The following is a 21,760-nucleotide window of genomic DNA, read 5'->3' as shown; positions in this document are numbered from 1 at the left end:
GGGGAGGGGGTGGTTTGGAGGAGGCGGTGGGTGAACCAGAGGACTACGAGGAGTTCGCTGAGGAGTAGGGAGAGGAGGAAGTGGGGGACGCCGGAGACCCAGAGGAGGGCGAGGGCCAGGGTGGTGAGGGCGATGACGCGGGAGCCGAGGCCGGAGATCAGGTAGCGGCGGGGTGGGGCCCAGATCATGTGGCGTACGGACATCCAGGTGGCGAACATCAGCAGGCCCTTGTAGGCGCAGAAGACCGCCACGGCGGTGACCGGGAGGGCGCGGAGGTCGGTGGCCAGCAGGCCGCGGACCCAGGGGCTGAGGGTGACGATCAGGGAGACGACGGCCCAGGCGGCGACGGTGAGGAGGCGGACGGGGTTGATCCAGCGGGAGCGGCGGCCGAGGACGACGTCTTCGCGGGTGGTGGCGGAGAGCAGGACGTGGAAGGGGCCGAAGGCTAGTTCGAGGGCGCGCAGCACGACTACGGCGGGTGGGCCGGCGAGGGCGCCTGCTACGGAGGGCAGGGCCACCGAGTAGGCGAGGTCGGCGGAGGCGGTGACGAAGTAGGTGGCGCCGATTTTGAGGCTGGCCGCGTAGCCGGGGCGGATGACGCCGGGGGGCAACGGGCGGCGCTGGAGGAGCAGGAGCCAGATCAGCAGGGCCAGCTGGCCGGGTACGGCGGCGATGTCGACGCGTACGCCGGTGAGGGCGAAGGCGGCGCCGGCGAGCATGGTGCTGACGGCGGCGATCTGGGGGATCAGGTTGGCGCGGGCGGTGGAGCGGGTGCGGGCCTGTGCCCAGAACATCGCTTCGAGGGGTAGCTGGAGCAGGACCGGTGTGAGCATCAGCAGCCGGTCGTCCCAGCTTGCTTCGGGCAGCGCCACGGTGGTGGAGAGCCAGGCGATCAGGGCGACCGGGAGGATGGTGGCGGCCGAGGCGCGGCGGGCCCATGATTCGACGTCCCAATGTGCGGGCAGCAGCCCGGCTGAGATGGGCCGGCCGATCAGAGATTCCATCAAGGCGAAGGGCAGCGCGAGGAGGATGCCCTGGAGGGCGACCAGCGGCAGGTGTTCGGTGTCGGCCCAGGAGGCGAGCAGGAAGAGGACGACGCTGGCGAGCCGGGACAGCCCCTGTACCGAGAGTTGCGAGCCCTGCAACTTGCGGATCATTGCGGCAACTCGGTCGTATAGATCCGCACGGTCGCCTCCGGATCGGAGGAGGCAGCGGAGGAAGCAGCGGACGAGGAAGCGGTCTGCGTGGTGCGGCCCGCGTACGCGACGAACACCACCAGGCACATCATGGCGGCCGAGTACTCCCAGGTCTCGATCATGAGGCTGGCCAGCGTGAGACCGGCAAGCACGGCGAGGTAGACCGCGTAGTGGGGCCGGTCAGCCGAGCCGCGGGAGAGCCGGAACACGGCCCAGCCGAGTAGGGCTACCACCGCGATCAGGGTCGGGATGCCGAGTTGCAGCGAGATGCTGACGAAGTAGTTGTCGACGAAGACGAGGGTGGAGTCGGACACCCGGGAGGAGGTGGCGGCACCCACACCGCCCAGCCCGAGGCCGTACCAGGGTGCGCCGGAGCTGAGCAGGTTGCCCCAGACCTGGAAACGTTCGAAGGTGCTGCTGGAGCCGGTCGCGCCGATCGCGACGAAGCCGGCCGCCACGACCGCCACCATGCCGATGCCGATGATCCGGGCACGTTTGCGCATCGCCGGACCGCCGCCGCGGTTGAGCACCACGGCGCTGACCAGGCCGCCGACAAGCAGGAGCGCGCCGGTGCGGCTGGTGCTCAGCGCCAGGCCGATCACCGCGGCGACGGCGGCCGCGTGCCATATCCGGTTCTGCGGGCGCAGATCGCGGACCAGCCACAGCGCGGCGTACCCGAGCAGGAAACCACCCGCGAGCAGTCCCAGTTCCGCGTTGACCTCGGTGAGGCCGGGCGCACGGAAGGTGTCGCCGATCAGCCGGACCGAACGGCCCTCCTCGAAGCCGAGGGCGATCAGGTCGGCCGGGCCGATGACGTACTCGACGATGGCGGCGACCGCGTTGGCGATCACCATCGCGGCGAGGACGGTGACCAGCAGGTCGAGTTCCCGGGCGGTGAGCGCGCAGACCAGCACGAGCAGGATGAGCGGCAGGGCGGTGAGCCGGCCGCCGACCAGGGTCTGCGCGACACCGTGGTCGGCGAAGCCGATCAGGGTCCACACGCCGAAGAGGAGGACAACGCCGGCACCTACCAGCAGCAGGCGGCGCGGTGGGGGTTGGCGCACGAGCGTGACCAGCAGCAGTGTGCAGGCGACCGCCGCGGTGGACAAGCTCAGCACATAGTCACGACCGCCGAACGCGTGACCGAAAAGAGCCTGTACGCCGGTCATCCAGAGGCCCAGCGGCACGCAGAAGACCGTCGCCAGGTAGATCACCCCCGGGAACGGGCGCACCGCGACGAAGAGCAGGAAGAGCGCGACCGGCGGCAGCGCCGGAGACGCTCCGGCGAGCAGGCAGAGCGGCACGCCCCCCACGAGCACGGCACCGATCCCGATGGAGATCGCGCGCCGGGTTCCCGGAGGCAGGTCACGCCACCACACCCGCAGCGACGGGGCCTGGAGAAAATCGACGATCACTGCACCACAGCTTCCGGCTTCGGGGACGTGCGCCGGCCGGCCCGCGCCGACACGTAGGCCGCGACGACAGCGTCCACATGCTTCTCCCAACCCAGTCGTTCGCCGTCCCCGAGAGCCGAAGCTGTGAGCGCGGCGTACTCAGCGTCGGGCAGGGCCGCCGCCTGCTCAAGCCGGGGGCGCAGATCGTCTGCTCCGTCGAAGAGCATCCGGGATCCGGGGGACGCCATGACCGGTTCGGCGATCTTACTTGCCATGATCGGCCGACCGGCGACCAGTGCCTCGGCGCAGACCAGACCGTACGTCTCCGGCCATCGGCTGGGGAAGAGCAGCCAGCCGGCCTGCCGGAAGGCGGCCTGTTTGCCGGGTTCACCGAGGTAGCCCAGATAGCGCACCGAGCTGTGCTGAGCGGCGGCCTCCTCGACGGCGCTGCGCAGCGGACCGTCCCCGGCCAGCAGCAGCGTTCCGTGTTCCCGCAGCGTGCTCGACGCCCACGCCCGGAGCAGGTCGGCCACGCCCTTGTGCTCGGCAAGCGCTCCCAGGTAGAGGAACGTCGTCCGGTCGCCCGGCGGCAGCGCCCGCCGTTCCGCCGGTACCGGCAGGGAGAGCAGCACCACTCGCTGGTCGAGGTCGCGCGCAGCGGGAACGTGCCGGAGCAGGACCTCGCGGGTGCGCTCGGAACCGAAGAGCAGCGTGACGTCGCGCAGTCCGCGGACCACCCGCCTGGCCCGGGCGGCAAGAAGCGCGTCGAGCCTGGTGGACCGGCCGAGGTTGCCCAAGGCGTTGTTGGGATCGGCGATCGCGAAGTCGTGCACGGTGTGGACGGTCGGGTGCACCCGCGCGATGCGGGCCACCGGCCGGATCCCCAGCCCCTGCCAGTTGTGCACGTGCACCACGTCCGGCGCGAACCCGGCCAGGTCACGCGGGGCCAGGCCGGTCGGGTCCGCCACATCGCCGAGGTGGGTCAACACCTTGCGCAGCGGACCGGTGAGGTCACCGGCCCGCTCGGCGAGGCGCCGCCGGACCGCCTGATCGGTGGCATCGCTGTTCTCCGACGGCCGGCTGAACACCCGTACGTCATGGCCTTTTTCGAGCAGAGCGGTGCTGAGGTCGCGGACATAGGTCTCCGCTCCGCCGCGGATCGCGAACGACGAATGCACCATGGCGATTCGCATCTTTCTCTCCCTACCGCGAGATGTCGCGAAACCGCGCCACCGCGAACTATCGCGAGGTCGTGGTTGCTGTGAGCTCGCCGCCGAGCAGTGCGTGAAGGTGTGCCGTGGACTCGCGCCAGGAGCGTCCGCCCAGCCCGGCCACGGCCGGGGGCAGGTGCCCCGCCTCCACCTGCCGCAGCGCACGGACGAGCGCCTCACCGGTCCAGGTATCCATCCGCACGGCCGCGCCGCCGGTGGCCTCGAGCAGCGCCGGGTCGGGGGAGATCACCGTCGGGGTGCCAAGCCGCAACGCCTCGGCGGCGGGCAGACCGTAGCCCTCGAAGTGGCTGGGCATCAGGAACGCCGCAGCGCCGGCAACCGTCGCCGCGTACTCCGGGTCGGAGAGACGATCGAGGAAGACGATCCGCGAGGCAGCTGCCGACTCACCCGCCGTGCGGCGGAATTCCTCGACCGGGTTGCCACCGGTCAGGACCATGAGATGGTACGCCGGAAGCTGCGCCACCGCCTCGATGGCGAGTTCGACGCCCTTGTGCGAGGCATGTCCCGCCACCACGAGATAGCGTCCGTCACGCCGGCGCACCGCGTCGACCGGTGCGGGCAGCGCACCGGGCGTCACGCTGAGGTCGCTGCCCGGGTGCCAGACCGCCGTCCTTGAATACCGCACGCCGTAGAGTCCGAGCAGGTCGTGGCGGGTCCGTGCGCTGACGCAGAGCAGCCGTTCGGACCGGCCGATCGCGGTGCTGTAACTGAGTCGCCGGTACTGGAGGACCGACGCCGAAAGGCCGTTCGGCCACAGTCTGAACGCCAGGTCGTGCACCACCGTGGCGACTGGCAACCGGCTGCCGCGCACGGCCAGCGACGGGCTGAGCGACAGCACCCGGGCGTCCGGTCCGGCGTCGCGCCCGGTCAGCCTGCGCAACGTCTGCGTGGCTTCGGCGATCGTGCCGACCCGGCCACCCTGTTGAGAGCTGACCACTGTCACCTCGGTGGCCCGGTCCTCGGGTGCGGACCAGCCGGCTGGGGCGGCCACGATCCGCAGGTGCTCAGCGGCGGGCCAGTACCGCACGATTTCGGACAGAACCCGGGTGATGCCGCCCGGTCCCACCCCGCTGGCGTCGACAATCGTGGTGGTCATCTCGGTCCTCCGGCCACATCATCGATCCAATCGGTCATGCGCTGCGCGAACCGGCCGGTGGAGAACTCCGCGGCGTGCGTGCGGATCCGGTCCGGCGACAACCCGCCGATCCTGTGGACCGCGTCCGCGTACGGGCCGGGGTCCAGGCCGTCGACCAGGAACCCGGTCTCATCCTGCAGGACCGTTTCCAGCAGCCCGCCACGGGCCAGACCGATCACCGGGGTGCCGCACGCCTGCGCCTCGACCGGGATCATGCCGAAGTCCTCGTGCGCCGGGAACAGCAGCGCCCGGGCACCCCAATACAGCTCGCGGAGGCGGTCGCGCTCCGGGCGTACCTCAAAGGTGACCTTCACCCGGGAGCCGGCGGCGATCCGGCGAAGCCGTTCCTCCTCGGGACCGGAACCCGCGATGACCAGCGGAAGCCCCGCGGCGTCCGCGATCGCGATCATCACATCGAAGTTCTTGTACGGGATCCACCGCCCGATGCCGAGCAGGTAGTCGCGGGACTGGTGCTGCTGGGCGGCCGGTGCGTCACCGAAGTAGCCCACCTCCACCGGCGGGTTGATCACCACGGCGTCGCGTTTCCAGAACCGCTTGATCCGGCCCTGCACCTCCCGCGAGTTCGCCGCGTAGGCGTGTACGTGCCGGTTCAGCCGCACGTCGGCCGACTGCAGAACGCTGCGCGGCAGTTTGAGCAGTGGGTGCGAGCCGCGGCCGTCGAAGTCGGGACTCCAGATGTAGCGTGCGGGGGAGTGGATGTAGCTCAGGTGCCGGGTGTGCTCGGGGTCGCCGAGCTTCACGGTGTGCGCGAAGGCGTGGCTGGAGGAGACGACGACGTCGAACTTCTCGCTGGTCAGCGTCCGCCAGACCAGCGGCATCGCGGGTAACGAGAGCGCCTTGCTGTACTTGAGCGGGGTCCGCGCCAGCCACGACTGCCGCAGGTGCAGCTCGTCGGCGGGCACGTCCTCGTCGGCCCAGAGGATCAGTCGCTGTGCGTGCGGCAGCAGATCGGCGATGGCCAAAAAGACCGCTTCCGAACCGCCGGTTGCGCCGAACCACTCGTGGACCACAGCCACCTTGCGGCCGGCGAGCAGGGCCGGACCGGGCGCCGGATGCCCGGAGGCCTGATAGATCGTCATTGCGGCACACCGCCCACCAGGTAGACCACGGCGTCCGGCGTCTCCTGACGGGTCAGGCCGAGACCGTCGATCGGGCCCGAGTACGCCTTCTCCGGCAGCACCGAGCCGTCCGGCGGGAACTCCAGCCGCGACGTCGGCGGTCTGCGCAGGACGACCACGGTCCGCACGCCGTTCTCCCGCAGGTACTGGACGCTCTCCTGGTCCGGGAAGTTCTTGGTCACCTCACGGGTCCGGACGATGCCCGGCGGCACGAACCCGCTCTGCCCGTTCATCAGGCGCGGGAACCCGTCCGCGGACCACAACATCATGACCTGGTCGTCCATCCAGTCGGTGGGTAGTACGAGCATCGGGCCTTGCGCCTCGCGGAAGGCCACCGGTGACCGGGGCGCCGGCGGGGTGTCGACGGTAGCGACGCCCTCGACCAGGGCGGCACTGATCGGCAGCAGGCCGAGCAGCGCGACCGCGGGCCGCAGCCGCTCGCGCGAGGGGCCACGCAGCCACGCTGCCAGCCGGTCGCCGATCGCGGTGACGGCTCCCGCCGCGAGCACGGCCAGAAGCAGCGTGACGAAGACGACCAGGCGGCCCGGCACCCGGATACCGGCCCAGCCGGGCAGGTACTCCCAGAGCAGCCGGTAGGGGAGGGTGACCGGCGCCCGAAGGCCCATGGCCGCCCAGAGCACCACGGTGGTGACGGCGGCGATCAGCAGCCGGCGCCGCCACGGCCACGCTGAGAGGACGAGACCGAGCACGGCCAGCGCGTACAGGGCGAAGCCGGGCAGGAGGATCGATTCCCAGCCGCCGGCCTGCATGAAGCTCTCCCGCAGGTCGTGCTGGACGTCACCCCAGAGCAGGCTCATCGGTGGCGCGGTGAGGAAACCTCGGAACGGCGGCGAGTACGACAGGATCTCCTCGAGTCCGCGGCCCTGCGAGTTGTAGTGCGAGAGCACCCTGAAGTAGGGGACGGCCATCAGCACCGTGACGGCGGCGAACGCGACCATGCCGGCCGCGTCGAGGGCCAGCAGCCGCCGGCTGAACTCCGGCCGCTTCCACACCCAACCGATCCCGGCGATCACCACGAGAAGACCGAGCAGGTAACCGAACGGCATGCCCAGCCCGAAGCCCAGGGTGACCTGCCACGCGGCGACCAGCCAGCCCGCGAGGGCCCAGCCCGGGCGGACCCGCTCGGGGCGGTAGCCGTCGCGAAGGGAGTAGCCGTGCCCGCGGGCCAGCATCGCCAGGCAGAGGGCGATGCCGCCGACCGAGAGGATGTTGAGGTGCGACGCCTGGGTCCAGCGCCACGGAGCGTAGGCGAAGACGGCACCCGCCAGCGCGGCACCGGCGATCCGCGAACCGAGCTGGCGGGCCAGCACGTAGGCGCCGAAGAAGCAGAGCGCGAAGGCGAGCAGGAACAGGATGTTGTAGCGGACGATCGCGGCCTCGACGCCAGTCCCGATCAGGCTGAACGGCAGAAATCCCAGGAGCGTGTCCGAGTAGGCCAGGGCATAGCGGTCGGTGAGGAAGACGTTGGTGTCCCACAGCTGCCCGATGTCGTTCTTGACCGACCACCCGGTCCAGGCCATCTGCCAGGACTGCAGCGACGGGTCCCAGGGGTCGACCGGGAAGCTGCGGAAGTTCTTGACGGCCGGCCAGGTCATCGCGACGGCCAGCAGGATCGAAGCGGCTGCGACGACGGTCCACTCGTGGACGAGTACTCTCAGTGAACGGCTGCCGGCACGGGCCGGTGCGCCGACCCCCGCCGGGCGCGGATGGATGTCGGAAGCCAACTGTTGTGTCACTGAGGTCCGTCCTGGCGGTGTCGGGGATCCGCCGTGGGATCTTACGGACCCCGATGCCGCACAGCAGTCCCGAAATCACTCCGCGGCGATTACCTTGATCACTCCGTTGGGGAACTGGGCGCAGAGCTGAGTGTCCCCGCCGGAGGTCCGCACGAAGACCCGCACGGAATCCTCTCCCGGACGGCCGGGGACCTCCTGTGCCCGCATCTCGAAGGCGGGGCTGACCACGAGGCTCTTGGTCGGGTCGTTCACGCCCTCGACGATCTCGATACGGCAGGTACGGCTCGGCGAGCCGATCCACGGTGCGCCGGTGCCCTCCACATACTCGCCCTCGACGTGCACACCGGGCTGGGTGAGCGACGCACGGACCGTCGAGCGGTGACCGAAGTCGTTGCCGAAGTCGATGCTGGCCGTGGCGCAATTCATGATCTTGGTGTCGATGACACAACCCGCCGGCTCGCCGTCGACGGGCCCCGGCACGAACTGGATCCCGATCTCGCGCCGGTTGCCGGTGTGGTTGGCGCCGATCACGAACCCGCCCCACCAGCGGCAGTCGTTACGGGAGATGCGCACGCCGACGCCACCGTTGAAGTCCGCATAACAGTTCACGCAGCCGATCGCCAGAGCGGCCAGGTCGAACGACACGGTCTGGGCGATGCCCCATCCGTGGCAGTTCACCAGGGAGGTGGCGTGGGCCTCACCGGCCAGCCGGAACCCGATGCCCTCGTTCTCGAAGGCCAGGCAGTTGACGAACATCGAGTCGTGCGGGCCGTTGAAGTTGATCCCGGTGCCGCCGTTATGGTGCGAGCGGACCGCGGTCAGCCGTGCCTCCATCTGGTGCGACAGGCCGGGAAGGCCGGAGGCACCGCTCCACTCGCTGTAGATGCCGTCCTGACGGCAGTTGAAGACGATCACCTCGGAAAGCTCGTACTGGCAGCCGTAGATCCGTAGTCCGTAACCGCCCTCGGCGTTCTTGTCCTTGTTCCCGTCCAGGGCGAGGTCACGGACGCTGAACCCGGTGATTCCCCCGGGCTCGCTGGTCCCGGTCAGGTCCGCGAAACCGGCCGACTCCAGGATTGCGCTGTTGGCACCGGGGTGCAGTTGCAGCACCGTGGCGTCGCCGCCGGCGCCGCGCATGTGCACGTTGGACGCCAGCGTGAGCCGCCGGGTCAGATAGGTGCCGGCCGGCAGGTAGACCAGGCCGGCCCCTGCCGCTGCGGCGTCGAGAGCCTTTTGCAGCGCCCGGGTGTCGTCGGTCTTGCCGTCACCGGCGGCGCCGAACTGACGAACGTCCAGGAAGGGCGACGAGGTCACCTCGGTATCGGAGGTGTAGCGACCGACCGCCGCACCGGTGACGCCCGCGCCCACGACGACCGCGCCACCGCCGGTGAGGAGGGCACGCCGGGACGGGGACGGCACGCTTCGAGCCGTCTCCGTCCCCGATGTGGTCTCCGTCCGGGGGCCCGCCATCCAGCGTTTCCACCGGACGCGGACCGTGTTGCCTATGACGGTCGTCCATGGAGTCACGCCGGGAAGGCTATCTGACGGCTGGTGCGGGGCACGTCCGCCGGAGTCTCAGCTGTGACGTTGCCAGAGGTCACGCAGCGCCGCCCAGTCACCGCCGAGATCCTCCTCGCAGTACGCCTCGATCATCGAAGCGGCCAGCGGATCCTCGTCACGCTCCCAGGACATGCCGCACAGCGCCCGGCCGTTCTGCTGCCGGAACGCGTACTCGATCACCTTGCCGCCGGCTCCGGAGACACCGCCGTTGATCCGGGCGGGGTCCTGCACACCCGGGGCCACCTCGTCGGCGTTGAGGTTCAGTTGCAGACGGTAGGTGCGTGCGGCGTTCTTCTGCTCCGCGCCCTTGTAGACCACGAAATGCACCCAGGCCGAGCCGTACCGGCAGGTCACATGCCGGCTCTCGTCCCCGCCGAGCGCCGGCGCGCCCTGTTCCTGGTTGCTGATGCAGTTGTCGATCGAGGTGAGCCACGGACCGGCCAGGCCCTCCAGCTCGCCGTTGAGCTTCTCCCGGTTGACCGACATCTGGGTGGCCTCGAACAGCGGCAGCGACGGGGACGGGCCGGCGGTCGGGTCGTCCGACGGCTCGCCGCCGCCGGCCGCGCCGATGAAGTAGCCGCCGATACCGAAGACGAGTGCGGCCGCCACGATGCCGCCGATCCAGCCGGCCCGGCCGGACTGCTGGGCGGGCTTCGGCGCGGGAGGCGGCGGCGGAACGATCCGCGCCGTGGACTCCTCCGCCGGTGGTGCCTCCTGTGGCCGGCCCCACGAGGTCTCCGGCGCGGCCGGCTCACCCCACGCGAGGGCGGGCGGGCCGCTGTTCGGCTGTGCTGTTCCCCACGGCGACGGCGGGCCGCTGTTCGGCTGTGGTGTTCCCCACGGCGACGGCGGTCCACTCTGGGGATCGGGGGAGGCCTCCCAGGGCGGCGTCTGCGCACCACTCTGCGACGGCACCGGAGGACCGTCCCAGGTGGGGGCCTTCGGTTGCCGATCCGCGGACGCCGGGTCGTTGCTCCAGTCGCGGTCCGCCGAGTTGTGCGTCGCCTCTTCGTTCACGGCCCGCAGGGTAGCAGCACCAGGTCAGCACGCGTGTCGCGCCGCCGATCTCGGACACGGCGGTACGGGAGCCGTCATCGGAAGGTCGCATCGGCACCGTATGATCCCGACGCCGTTCACACGGGCATCGATGGCGGCTGCCGCCGCGACGGGGAAAGTGACTGATCACGTGAGCAACCAGACCAGTGTGCGGGCGCGGGTCCCCGCCCGTTCCGAGAAGGCTGGCGAGGTCCGGCGTGGGCCGCGGTGGCTGTGGCACGAGTGGACCCTGGCCGCCGTCGGATCCGTGCTGGTCGCGGTGGCGATGACCTGGCCGCTGATGCGGAACCCGGCTACCGCGTTCGCCTCCGACTTCTGGGATCCCTCGCTGCAGGCCTGGCAGCTCTCCTGGCTGGGCTGGGCGCTGCTCAACGACCCGGGCCGGTTCTGGGAGACCAACGCCCACTTCGGGGAGAGCTGGTCGTTCGCGTACTCCGACACGCTTCTCGGTTATCTGCCGTTCGGCCTGATCGGTTCCGGAAGCGAAGCCGCCGTCCTGCGGTACAACATCCTCTTCCTGCTGGTCTTCGCGCTGGCGTCGTTCGGCGCCTACGTCCTGGCCCGCCAGCTCGGCGCGAATCGTTCCGGCAGCCTGGTGGCCGGCCTGGTCTTCGCCTACGCGCCCTGGCGCTACGCGCACATGTCGCACCTCAACATCCTGTCCATCGGCGGCATCGCGCTGAGCCTGGCGATGCTCGCCCGCGGGCACGGTTACTCGCTGCGGCACGGCTACCGGCCCGAACTCGCCCGGCCGGGCTGGGCGCTGGGTGGGTGGCTGGCCGCCGCCTGGCAGGTCACGCTCGGCTTCGGGCTGGGACTACCTTTCGGGTACGTGCTGGGCACATTCACCGCCGCCGCCCTGGTGTTCTGGACGGTCCGGAGGCCGCCGTTCGCCAAGCGGCTGTTGCGGGCCGATGTGGCGGGTGTGGTGGTCTTCGTCGCGACGGTCGGCCTGATGGCGATCCCGTACCTGAAGATGCAGCAGGCGTACCCGAACAGCGCGCGGACGCTCGCCGAGATCAACTCCTTCTCCGGCGACGTCCGGCAGTTCGTCACCGCACCCGGTTTCCAATGGCTCTGGGGACGCGACAACCAGGAGCTGCGCGACGCGCTGATCCCGCAGGGCGGCGGCGAGGTGTGGAACCTGCCGGGCTTCTTCGCGATGGGCCTGGCGGCACTCGGCCTGATCGTCTCGGTGTGGTCGCGGCGGCACCGGGTGCTGATGCTGCTCGCGCTGATCGCCTTCGCCTGGGTCGGCATGGGCATGCGGGCGCCGTGGAACTACGGCTACCAGATGCTGCACCACTGGCTGCCCGGCTTCAACGCGATCCGCACCCCGGGCCGGCTGATCCTCTGGGTGACCCTGCTGCTCGGGCTGCTCTCGGCCGGCCTGATCACCGCCCTCGCCGAGCAGGCCTCGGCCCGTCTCCGCGAGCGGTCCCGGGCCGCCGTGCTGCGGCCGGTGCTGGCGGTCGTCCTGCTCGTCCCGGCCGGGCTGGTCACTCTCGAAGGCGTGCAGATCACGCCGTTCCGGGAGATCCCGAAGGCACCCGTCGCACTGGCGTCGCTGGAGCAGCCGGTGCTCGTACTGCCGGCCAACAAGCTCGAGGACCTGCTGACCATGCTGTGGTCGACCGACGGCTTCCCGGCCGTCGCCAACGGCTCCAGCGGCTACATCCCGCCCGGCCTGGAGGAACTGCGGACCAGGGTGACGTCGTTCCCCGACGCGGCGAGCGTGGCGTTCCTGCGCGGGCGCGGCATCCGTACCGTCGTCGTGCCGCGCGAGTCCCACTCCGAGCCGGTGGCCCCCGAGACGTTCACCAAGCCGGTCGACGGCCTCGGGATCACCCGCGAGGAGCGCCCCGGCGTGGTCCTGTTCCACCTTGGATGACGGGTCGTCCGGCCGTGTCCCCGCCGGGTACGGTGACCAGGTGATTCCGCTTGCCACCCGGTCGTCCGAGGAGAGCCGGCTCTACCTGGAGCTGCAGACCTGCCCGCAGTGCGGCGCACCCGCGCTGGAGGTCACCGCACACTGGCTCGCCGACGAGGACGGCGCGCTGCTCAGCTGCTACGAGAGCCGCTGTGAGCAGTGCGCCACCACCGCCGACTTCGAGTTCACCGTGGCCGGGGAGCCGCCGGCCCCGCCGCAGTTCGGCGGCCCGGAGCCCTCGCAGCTGATCGACGCCGGCCAGTTCCTCACGGTGGCCCGCGACCTGGCCGCCGCGGTGCCGGCCGATCCCGCCCGGTGCCCGGCCGACGAGCGCGCCGACGCCCGTGAGGCGATGGTGATCGCGGTGGCAGCGCTCAGCGAGGTCCGCAAGTTCCTGCCGGCCGACGCCCACGAGGTGCCGCAGTCGGCGTTCTTCACGCCGTCCGGGCGGGCGGTCTACAGCGCTGATCCGGCCCAGTTCACCCGCCGCCGCCTGACCGCCCTGGACAACGGCTACCGGCAGATCCTCACGGCGTACGAGACCTAGGATGGCGGCCATGCCTTCGCTTCCCGTCGCGCGGTCACACCTCGAAGCCCATCTCTACATGGATCTCCACCCGTGCGAGTGCGGCGCGACGAACTTCCCCCGGGTCGCGGAGTACGGTCACGGGCCCGAGGGCTGGCAGGTCGTCTACTCGGGACAGTGCGAGGAGTGCGGCCGGGACCGCGGCTTCACCTTCCGGGTCTCGCAGGACGTGCCGATCCTGGCGCCGTCGGCCTGGTCGGCCCTGACCGCGCCGTCCGAGCTGCTGGATCCCGGCGAGTGGCTGTGGGTCGCTGATCGGTATGCGAGCTATCCCGCCGAGGACGGTGTCCTCTCGCCCGACGAGGCGATCGAGCGGTGCACCGACCTGGCCGCTGCCGCCGCTGCCGTCGAGGAGGCGCTGCTGTTCGTGCCGGCCGGTGCGAGCGCGGTCCCGGCCGAGTCGTTCCGCAGCGCCCGGGGACAGTCGGTGTTCGAGGTCGGCCCGGACCGGTTCACCGTGAACCAGCTCGCCGAGCAGCGCGACCTGTACCGGCAGCTCGCCGGTGAACCGGCACCGCCCGGCCATCGCCCACTGCCCGCCCGCAGTGTTGCCGAGGCGGTCCTGTTCATGGACCTGCGACCCTGCGTCTGCGGCGACAGCGGCTTCGACCGCGACGTGAGCTGGGAGGAACTGCCCGAGCGGGGCCTGCAGCGGGTCAGGTACACCGGCCCGTGCGCCACCTGCGGCCGGGACCGGCAGTTCACCTTTCTCCTGCCGATCGAGGAGAGCGCCGGTGACGACGAGTTCAGCGGCCCGGCAGACCCGCCGTCGCAGCTGCTCGACCCGGGAGAGTGGTGGCTGGCGGCCACCACGCTCGGGCAGCTCACCGAGCAGCTGGGAAACGCCGTCGACCCCGCCGAGGCCTGGCGCGACCCGGTCGCCTGGGACGAGATGACGGCCCTGCTCGCCCGGTGCGCCACCGCCGTCGACGAGGTGGTCAAGTTCATCCCCGACGGCACGGATCGAGTGCCCGCCGAGGAGTTCCGCACCGCCACCGGGCGCAACGCTTTGCGCGGCGACCCGGCGGCCTTCGAGCGATCCGTGCTGGTCACGGCGAGAGCCGAGCGCGCCGCCCTGCTCGCCGAGTTCATCACCAGGTGGCCCGAACCCGCCGACGACGACGAGGACGACTGATGACCCAGCCGACCATCACCCACTTCGTCCGGCTCCGGCCCGGTGAGACCGTCCGCAGGCCCGGTGCGGTGCTGCGCCGCGGCTCCATCGACGAGATCTACCGGCACGGCGGCGGCTGGGAGCCGACCGAGGTGATCCGCGACAACGACCCGGAGGACCCGGACGACGTGCTCGTCGAGGTTTCCGCGGAGTTCGCGGCGGGGATCATCGCGGGCTGGGAGTCGGCGCTGACGGAGGCGGAGCGGCAATTCACCGCCGGGCCGCCGCTGCGGCTCGCCGAGGCGTCGACGCCGGCGCGGCTGCCGCCGCCCGATGCTGCCCTGCCCGTGGCGGAACGGCCGAAGATCGTCGCGTTCCTGCGGGACGCGCCGCTGGCCCTGGCGGCGTACGGGACCGGCGAGGACCCGTACGACGGTGACCTGCCAGTGGTGCCGCTGCACATCCACACCGACGGGGTGTGGGTGTGGTCGGAGTCGCTGGCCTACTTCGCCGAGACGTACGGGTTGCCGCCCGAGCCGGAGCTGCTCGCACACATCCGGGCCCGGGGGTATCGGTGGTCCGAGGTGGACGAGCAGACGCTGCAGCACGCCGGGCGCCTGGTCTTCGGCGACGCGGACTGAGCCCGCCGGTTCGGCGCTCGCCCCTCGAGCCCGGCTGTTCGACGCCCGGCCGTTGGAACTCGGCTTTCTCCAGGCGGGCGGTGGGCAGACGCGGGCGGTGGGCTGGCCTGCTCAGGGGCGGGCGGCGGGCAGGCCCGCGCCGCCCGGGTCGAGGGCCGGGCCGACCGGGAGGCGGCCCACGACGCTGCTCAGCATCTTGACCGCGCTGCCCGGGCCGTACCCGAGTTTCTCCGCCACGTCGGGGGTCACCGGGAACGCCCGGCCCGGCTCGGTCACCAGCAGCAGCGTGCCGGTGTTCGCGTCGGGTGAGCCCGCTGACAGCACCAGGGCGCCGCGGCCGGCCGGAACGATCACCCGGTCCGCCAAAGCGGTGCCCGGGTCGGCGACGCCCGCGGTGTCACCGGCCGCCGAACCCGCCGGGATCGTCGCGTCGCTGCGCACCGACGGTGCACCGCCTCCGGCCGGGAACACGGCGCACAACGGGGCGTCCGCGGCCGCGGGTGTGACCAGCTTCGGCGTGGCGGCCGGCGGCTGGACGTCGCCCTCGGCGGTGAAGGCCGCCTCGCTCTCGACGAGCTGACCGGCCTGGATCTCCTCCGGCTGCACACCGTCCGGGTTGAGCGCCGGGTCACCGCGCATGATGTCCGCCTGCATCGACGTGACCTTCGCCAGGCCGTCCGGCATCGCCACGTAGAACTGGGTGTTGCCCGCGGTGTTGCGGACGAAGAACAACCGGCCGACCCGTACGTCGCGGAAGGACGACGTCTCGTCCGGCAGCGAGAACCGGCTGATCGGCGTGCCGGCCGGCAGACCGTTCAGCCAGGCCGCCCGCACCGGGACCGGGTCGTAACCCTCCCAGGTCAGCGCACGCAGGACCACGTCGGCGTCACGGATCTGGAAGCGGCGGTCGTTCCAGATCAGGTGCAGGGCACCGTCCTCGCCGTCGGTCGCGCGGGCCAGCATCGCGCCGGTGCCGAGCGGCTTGTCGGCGGACGGCGCCGACCCGACCAGCAGCACGGTCTGCGCGCCCTGGTCGTTGGCGCCGGGGCGGACACACAGGCTCCAGGGTGAGGTGAGCAGGTCGGTGGTGCGCGGGACGACGTCCGGCGCGCCGGGGATGCCCAGCGTCTCGCCGCGCGGTGTGCCGGAGAGCGAGTTGCGCGACACCGACACCGGCTGGGTGGCGCCGAGCAGCATCGCCGAGACCTGGTTGGCGACCGGGTACAGGACGTCGTTGCGGTACACGTACCGCACGCCTGTCTCCTTCTCCAGGACGATCGCCTGCGGGTTGCGCCACGACGTCTTGCCGCCGCTCTTCAGCATGCCGAACACCGCGACACCGCCGACCGCGATGACCGCGATCATCAGGCCGGCAAAAGCCGAGCCTGCGAAGCGCTTGAACGGCGACACCTGCGGGTCGGTCTCGTGGATGACCAGTGCGGACACCACGCGTTGCAGAAGGAACTGGTAGGACTGAAGTCGGTCCCTACGGGTTGCCATGTCGCGTCACCTCTCCCGGGTCACCCGAAGTAACCGCGTACGGTCGCGTACACACCGACGGCGGCGCAGGCGACCGGGATGATGGTGATCAGGACCACGGTGTCCAGCAGTTCGAGGAACCGGCCGACGTAGGGCGAGGCCTGGCGCCGGCTGTAGACCAGGCCACCCGCGATCACCCCCGCGGCCACCAGCGCCAGCACCAGCACCGCCACCAGCGACCGCAGGGCGGGCGGCAGCATCATCGACAGGCCGACGGTCAGCGTCGCCGCCCCGATCAGGCCGGAGACCAGCAGCGGCACCCGCTGCCGGGTGGCCAGGAACATCCGGGTCCGCATCAGCAGCGCCGCGGTGCAGAGCCCGGCCAGCAGCGAGGTGGCCACCCCGCCGGACCAGCCGACCATCACCAGGCAGATCGCCGCGGCGATGCTGCCGCCGAGCAGCACACCGGTCAGGATGTCGTCGGCGCGGGCCACCGCGGCGAAGGTCTTGGGCGCGGGCGTACGCGGCTGGTCCTCGAGGATGTCGCCGGCGGTCTCCGGCAGCTCGGGCACCGGGATCTTGCCGAGCCGGATGGCCATCAGCGGCGCCATCGGTGAGAGCAGCACCACCACCGTGAGCGCCACGCTCGCCGCCTCGGTGGTCTCCAGCCCGGCCAGGGTGATGGCGGCCGCCAGGGTGCCGACGAGACCGAGGACGACACCGGCCGCGAACACCCGTGTCCGATCGGCGACACCGCCGTAGCCGATGAGGGCGGCACCGCAGAGCAGCACCGAACCGAGCAGCAGGCTGGGCGCGCCCAGCTCGGCCAGCGGCTCCTCACCGGCGATGACCAGGAACCCGCCGGTGAAGGCGAACGGCAGGCCGACACCGGCGACCCACACGCCGGCCATCGAGTCGGCCATCGCCCGCGACAGGGCGATCCCGGTGACCACCAGGATCACCGCCAGGACCAGCGCGACGATCCCCGGCACCAGCCAGGACGGCCCGGACAGCAGCAGCACGACCAGCGCCACGGTCAGCAGGGACGTGCCGACGGTCAGCGCGGCCCGGCGGGTCGTGGCGGGCTCCCACGGCTTGCCGTGCCGGCGCGAACCGGCGGCGATCGTGTGGACCACGTCGTCGTAGTCCGGCTCCGGCCACTCCGCGTACCGCGGGACCAGGTGGAGCAGCTCGCCGTCGCGCACCTCCTGGGCGCCGAGGCTCAGGTCGGTCCGTAGTTCCGTGCCGTCGGTCCGGCGCAGTGACCAGCCGCCATGCGTCTCCCCGGCGTCAGCGAAGCTCTCACCGGCGTGTTGCATGAGACTCGGAAGCAGGCCCGCGAGCGCTACATTGCTCGGTAGGGCCAGGTCTATACGACGATCCGGTGTGGCGACGGTCACCCGCGCCAGTCCAGTGACGGGTGTCGTGGTCACCGTTGCACTCCCGTTTGTCCGTTCAGGGCTTACCGCGGCTGTCAACCTAGCAGCCGGTTGCCTAACATGGCGTCCAGCCAGTCGTCGATCCAACGGGGAGCAGTTCGTGAGCACGGTGACCGTCAAGCGGTACCCCCGGCGCCCCGCACCCGCCATCCCCTCCGGTGACGTCGTGCTCGATCCGCCCCCCGAGTTGCCCCCGCCCGGCAACAAGGGCTGGAGCAACCTGCTCATGACGCTGCCGATGGTGGCCGGTTCGGCGGCGATGGCGATGATGTTCTCGTTCCAGAAGCCGGGACCGCTGGGCTACATCGTCGGTGCCATGTTCGGCGTGAGCATGCTCGGCATGCTGCTCGCCCAGGTGGTCAGCAGCAACGGGCAGCCGAGCAAGGCGGAGATGACCGCCTCCCGCCGCAAGTACATGCACCATCTGAGCCAGCACCGCCGAAAGATCATCAAGGTGATCACCGAGCAGCGCCAGGCGATGTACTACCGGCACCCCGACCCGGACGCGCTGTGGTCCACGGTGGCCAGTCACCGCCTCTGGGAGCGGCGGCCGGTCGACGGTGACTTCGGCACCGTCCGGCTCGGCCTCGGCCCGCTCGAGGTGGCCACGCCGATCGTGCCGCCGCGGACGAGCCGCGTCGAAGACCTCGAGCCGGTCTGTGCCGTCGCTCTGCGGCGCTTCGTCAAGACGTACGCCGTGGTGCCCGACCTTCCCGTGGCCCTCTCGCTGCCCGGCTTCAGCCGGGTCTACCTGCGCGGGCCGCAGCAGCAGACCCGTGCCCTGGTCCGCGCCATGCTCGCGCAGGCCGTCACCTTCCACGCACCGGACGACCTGCTCGTCGCGGTCTGCGCCGGCCCGGAGACGTCCGCCGAGTGGGAGTGGGCGAAATGGCTGCCGCACGCCCTGCATCCGACGAAGACCGACGCCCTCGGCCAGCTGCGGATGGTCGCCTCCAACATCCCGATGCTGGAGGCGATCCTGGAGGACGTGGTCGCCTCCCGGCCCCGGTTCGACCCGGACGCCGTGATGACCGTCAGCCCGCACCTGATCGTCGTGCTCGACGGCGGTGACATCGGCGGCTCCGACCACCTGATGACCGAGGGTGGCATCGACGGCGTCACGCTCGTCGACCTCACCACCGCGCCGCCGCGGATGCTCGACCGCGCCTCGCTGGTGCTGGAGCTCGACGACAAGGGCGACCTGTACACGTCGAGTATCGACGGCCGTACCCGGGTGGGCCGGCCGGACGCCCTGCACGAGGAGCAGGCACTGGGGCTGGCCCGGCAGATCGCGCCGTTGCGGCTCTCCGTCGCGTCGCGCAGCGAGTCGCGGCTCAGCACCGAGATGGGCCTGGCCGAACTGCTCGGGCTCGGCGACCCGTACCAGTTCGATCCGGCCACGGCGTGGGGCATCCGGCCCAACCGTGACCGGCTGCGGGTCCCGATCGGCATCGCGCCCGACGGCTCGCCGATCGATCTCGACATCAAGGAGTCCGCACAGGAGGGCATGGGCCCGCACGGCCTGCTGGTGGGTGCGACCGGTTCCGGCAAGAGCGAACTTCTGCGTACGCTCGTGCTGGCGCTCGCCGCCACGCACAGCTCGGAGATCCTCAACCTGGTGCTCGTCGACTTCAAGGGCGGCGCGACCTTCGCCAAGCTGGACCGGCTGCCGCACACCAGCGCTGTGATCACGAACCTGCGCCACAACCTGTCGCTCGTCGACCGTATGCGCGACGCCATCTCCGGTGAGCTGATCCGGCGGCAGGAGCTGCTCCAGGACGCCGGCAAGTACGACTCGCAGCGTGACTACGAGCGGGCCCGCGCGGCCGGGGCACCCCTCACCCCGCTGCCCAACCTGCTGATCATCTGCGACGAGTTCTCCGAGCTGCTCAGCGCCAAGCCGGACTTCATCGACATGTTCGTGCAGATCGGGCGTGTGGGCCGCTCGTTGGGCGTACACCTGCTTCTTGCCTCGCAGAAGCTGGAGGAGGGCCGCCTGCGCGGCCTCGACACCCACCTGTCCTACCGGATCGGCCTGCGGACCTTCTCCAGCAGCGAGAGTCGTGCGGCCATCGGCGTGCCGGACGCCTACGAGCTGCCCCGCGCGCCCGGTCACGGCTTCCTCAAGTTCGGCACCGAGGCGCTGGTGCGCTTCCGGGCGGCCTACGTCTCCGGCAAGTACGAGGACACCTCCGGCGCCACCGTCGCCGAACTCACCCCGGACATGGACCCGGCCCTGCCCTACTCGACCCAGTACGTCGCTCCCAAGGTCACCGAGGCGCCGGCCGTGGTGCCCGGCGAGATGAGCGACGAGGAGTCGATGGGCGACAGCGTCCTGGACATTCTGGTGGAGCGGCTGGAGGGCGGCGGCGTGCCGGCGCACCAGGTGTGGCTCCCGCCGCTGGACGTGCCGCCGACCCTCGACCAGATCATGCCGCCGCTGGTGGTGGCCCCCGACCACGGCCTCACGGTGAGCGTCCCGGAGAGCCGCGGTGCCCTGCAGGTCCCGGTCAGCCTCGTCGACCGGCCCTTCGACCAGCGCCGCGAGGTGTTCAGCCTGGACCTGGCCGGTGCCTCCGGCCACCTGATCGTGGTCGGCGGTCCGCAGAGCGGCAAGACCACGCTGCTGCGTACGGTGATCATCAGCCTGGCGCTGACCCACTCACCGCAGGAGGCCCAGTTCTACTGCCTGGACCTGGGCGGCGGTGGTCTCGCGGCACTGCGCGACATGCCGCACGTCGGCGGCGTCGCCAGCCGCCTCGACGTCGACCGGATGCGCCGCAGCGTCGCCGAGGTGCGCTCCCTGCTCGAGGCCCGCGAGCGGTTCTTCGCCGATCACGCGGTGGAGTCGATGGCCGTCTACCGCCGGCGCAAGGCACAGGGCGAGTTCGCCGAGGACCCGTTCGGCGACGTCTTCCTCGTCGTCGACGGCCTGGGCACGCTGCGCAAGGAGTTCGAGGACCTCGAGCTCGACGTCTCCGACGTCATCGCCCGGGGTCTCACCTTCGGTGTGCACGTCGTCGCCTCCGCCGCCCGGTGGATGGACGTCCGCCCGTCGCTGCGTGACTTCTTCGGCAGCAAGATGGAGCTGCGCCTCGGTGACCCGACCGACTCGGTGATGGACCGCCGCGCCGCCCTCAACGTGCCGGAGAACTCGCCCGGCCGCGGTGTGACCGCCGAGGGCATGCACTTCCTGGCGGCGCTGCCCCGCATCGACGGCGCGGCCGACCCGCAGACCGTCCACGAGGGCCTGGCCAAGCTGGTGCACCAGATGAACGAGGCCTGGACCGGACCGCGGGCACCGCAGGTCCGGATGCTGCCGTCCGAGATCCGCTACGACCAGCTGCCGGTACCGGCGGGCGGGCCGGCCGGCCGGATCCCGATCGGCATCGCGGAGAACGACCTCCAGCCGGTCCACCTGGACTTCGACGCCGAGCCGCACTGCCTGGTGCTCGGCGATCTCGAGTGCGGCAAGAGCAGCTTCCTGCGCGGCGTGATCCGCGGCATCACCCAGCGATACACGCCGGCGGAGGCACGGATCATCGCCGTCGACTACCGGCGCAGCCTGCTCGGGTCGGTGCCTCCGGAGTACCTGCTCGCGTACGGCACGTCGGCTCAGTCCACCGCGGACATGATGCGCGACGTGGTGACCGGCATGCAGCGCCGGCTGCCCGGCCCGAACGTCACCGCTGAGGAGCTGCGCAACCGCAGCTGGTGGACCGGTCCCGAGCTGTTCGTGCTGATCGACGACTACGACCTGGTGGCCGGTGCGACGAACCCCGTGATGTCGCTGCTGGACTATCTGGCACAGGGGCGAGATGTCGGATTGCACGTGGTGCTGACCCGGCGCAGCGGCGGCGCGTCGCGTGCCCTGTTCGAGCCGGTCATCGCGCGCCTGCGGGAGTTGGCGACGCCGGGCATCATGATGTCGGGCAACCGGGAAGAGGGTGTGCTGCTCGGCAACCGGCGCCCGGAGCAGTTGCCGCCGGGCCGCGGTCACCTGATCACCCGCCGTGGCGGCACGCAACTGGTCCAGCTCGCCTGGACACCGCCGGCCGGATGACCCGCGGGCGTCTCGGCGGGGTTGGGGCGATTCCCAGGC

15 protein-coding genes are annotated in these 21,760 nt (G+C 71.1%); 5 read left to right on the top strand and 10 right to left on the bottom strand.

The window, feature by feature from the left end; genetic code table 11:
- The 8 genes from ACFQV6_RS07925 to ACFQV6_RS07890 all read right to left on the bottom strand — a co-directional run.
- Nucleotides 1–1,157: hypothetical protein (locus ACFQV6_RS07925; RefSeq protein ID WP_378026683.1), on the bottom strand; the 1,157-nt coding region annotated here is incomplete at its 3' end.
- On the bottom strand, nt 1,154–2,611 hold the full coding sequence (locus tag ACFQV6_RS07920; RefSeq protein WP_378026682.1) for a hypothetical protein: 1,458 nt from the start codon (nt 2,609–2,611) through the stop codon (nt 1,154–1,156). The genes ACFQV6_RS07920 and ACFQV6_RS07925, both read right to left, overlap by 4 nt.
- Nucleotides 2,608–3,783 (bottom strand): glycosyltransferase, encoded by a 1,176-nt coding sequence (locus ACFQV6_RS07915; protein WP_378026681.1) that lies wholly within the window; start codon nt 3,781–3,783, stop codon nt 2,608–2,610. Before ACFQV6_RS07915 ends, ACFQV6_RS07920 begins: the two co-directional genes overlap by 4 nt.
- 46 nt (nt 3,784–3,829) lie before the next feature.
- On the bottom strand, nt 3,830–4,918 hold the full coding sequence (locus ACFQV6_RS07910; protein WP_378026680.1) for a glycosyltransferase family 4 protein: 1,089 nt from the start codon (nt 4,916–4,918) through the stop codon (nt 3,830–3,832).
- A complete protein-coding gene (locus ACFQV6_RS07905; protein ID WP_378026679.1) occupies nt 4,915–6,057 on the bottom strand; it encodes a glycosyltransferase in 1,143 nt (380 codons plus the stop codon). Before ACFQV6_RS07905 ends, ACFQV6_RS07910 begins: the two co-directional genes overlap by 4 nt.
- Nucleotides 6,054–7,853, bottom strand: a complete 1,800-nt coding sequence (locus ACFQV6_RS07900) for a hypothetical protein (RefSeq protein ID WP_378026678.1) — start codon at nt 7,851–7,853, stop codon at nt 6,054–6,056. The genes ACFQV6_RS07905 and ACFQV6_RS07900 overlap by 4 nt, the downstream gene beginning before the upstream one ends.
- A 75-nt stretch (nt 7,854–7,928) precedes the next feature.
- Complete coding sequence (locus ACFQV6_RS07895) at nt 7,929–9,380, bottom strand: glycosyl hydrolase family 28-related protein (RefSeq protein ID WP_378026677.1); 1,452 nt, start codon at nt 9,378–9,380, stop codon at nt 7,929–7,931.
- Nucleotides 9,381–9,428: 48 nt separating this feature from the next.
- Entirely contained in the window at nt 9,429–10,430 is a 1,002-nt protein-coding gene (locus ACFQV6_RS07890; protein ID WP_378026676.1) for a hypothetical protein, read from the bottom strand.
- A 169-nt stretch (nt 10,431–10,599) separates the two neighbouring features.
- Between ACFQV6_RS07890 and ACFQV6_RS07885 the strand changes: the two genes are divergently transcribed.
- From ACFQV6_RS07885 to ACFQV6_RS07870, 4 genes are read left to right on the top strand one after another with little or no spacing between them, the layout of a single operon-like run.
- Nucleotides 10,600–12,360 (top strand): hypothetical protein, encoded by a 1,761-nt coding sequence (locus tag ACFQV6_RS07885; protein ID WP_378026675.1) that lies wholly within the window; start codon nt 10,600–10,602, stop codon nt 12,358–12,360.
- Nucleotides 12,361–12,400: 40 nt separating this feature from the next.
- Nucleotides 12,401–12,946, top strand: coding sequence for a hypothetical protein (locus ACFQV6_RS07880; RefSeq protein WP_378026674.1), 546 nt, complete (start codon nt 12,401–12,403; stop codon nt 12,944–12,946).
- A 10-nt stretch (nt 12,947–12,956) separates the two neighbouring features.
- Nucleotides 12,957–14,120 (top strand): hypothetical protein, encoded by a 1,164-nt coding sequence (locus ACFQV6_RS07875; protein WP_378026673.1) that lies wholly within the window; start codon nt 12,957–12,959, stop codon nt 14,118–14,120.
- On the top strand, nt 14,120–14,740 hold the full coding sequence (locus ACFQV6_RS07870) for a hypothetical protein (protein WP_378026672.1): 621 nt from the start codon (nt 14,120–14,122) through the stop codon (nt 14,738–14,740). Before ACFQV6_RS07875 ends, ACFQV6_RS07870 begins: the two co-directional genes overlap by 1 nt.
- 111 nt (nt 14,741–14,851) lie before the next feature.
- On the opposite strand, the gene eccB is transcribed toward ACFQV6_RS07870, so the two are convergent.
- Both eccB and eccD read right to left on the bottom strand, forming a co-directional pair.
- On the bottom strand, nt 14,852–16,240 hold the full coding sequence (gene eccB, locus ACFQV6_RS07865; RefSeq protein WP_378026671.1) for a type VII secretion protein EccB: 1,389 nt from the start codon (nt 16,238–16,240) through the stop codon (nt 14,852–14,854).
- A 20-nt stretch (nt 16,241–16,260) separates the two neighbouring features.
- The gene (eccD, locus tag ACFQV6_RS07860) at nt 16,261–17,652 is read right to left on the bottom strand and encodes a type VII secretion integral membrane protein EccD (RefSeq protein WP_378026670.1); all 1,392 of its coding nucleotides are present in this window, start codon (nt 17,650–17,652) and stop codon (nt 16,261–16,263) included.
- 106 nt (nt 17,653–17,758) lie between these two features.
- Between eccD and eccCa the strand changes: the two genes are divergently transcribed.
- Nucleotides 17,759–21,721 carry a type VII secretion protein EccCa gene (eccCa, locus tag ACFQV6_RS07855; protein ID WP_378026669.1) on the top strand — a complete coding sequence of 1,321 codons (3,963 nt, stop codon included), beginning with the start codon at nt 17,759–17,761 and terminating at the stop codon, nt 21,719–21,721.
- Nucleotides 21,722–21,760: the final 39 nt, after the last annotated feature.

This window comes from Actinoplanes sp. GCM10030250, from assembly GCF_042666575.1.
Taxonomy (GTDB): domain Bacteria; phylum Actinomycetota; class Actinomycetes; order Mycobacteriales; family Micromonosporaceae; genus Actinoplanes.
Note: the sequence above shows the minus strand (reverse complement) of the source record. Positions and strands in the feature narration are given on the sequence as shown.

Bases quoted from the DNA above. Each gene is read 5' to 3' on its own strand.
- ACFQV6_RS07905 (WP_378026679.1), bottom strand. From the start codon at position 6,057: ATGACGATCTATCAGGCCTCCGGGCATCCGGCGCCCGGTCCGGCCCTG.
- eccB (WP_378026671.1), bottom strand. From the start codon at position 16,240: ATGGCAACCCGTAGGGACCGACTTCAGTCCTACCAGTTCCTTCTGCAA.
- ACFQV6_RS07910 (WP_378026680.1), bottom strand. From the start codon at position 4,918: ATGACCACCACGATTGTCGACGCCAGCGGGGTGGGACCGGGCGGCATC.
- ACFQV6_RS07915 (WP_378026681.1), bottom strand. From the start codon at position 3,783: ATGCGAATCGCCATGGTGCATTCGTCGTTCGCGATCCGCGGCGGAGCG.
- ACFQV6_RS07870 (WP_378026672.1), top strand. From the start codon at position 14,120: ATGACCCAGCCGACCATCACCCACTTCGTCCGGCTCCGGCCCGGTGAG.
- ACFQV6_RS07875 (WP_378026673.1), top strand. From the start codon at position 12,957: ATGCCTTCGCTTCCCGTCGCGCGGTCACACCTCGAAGCCCATCTCTAC.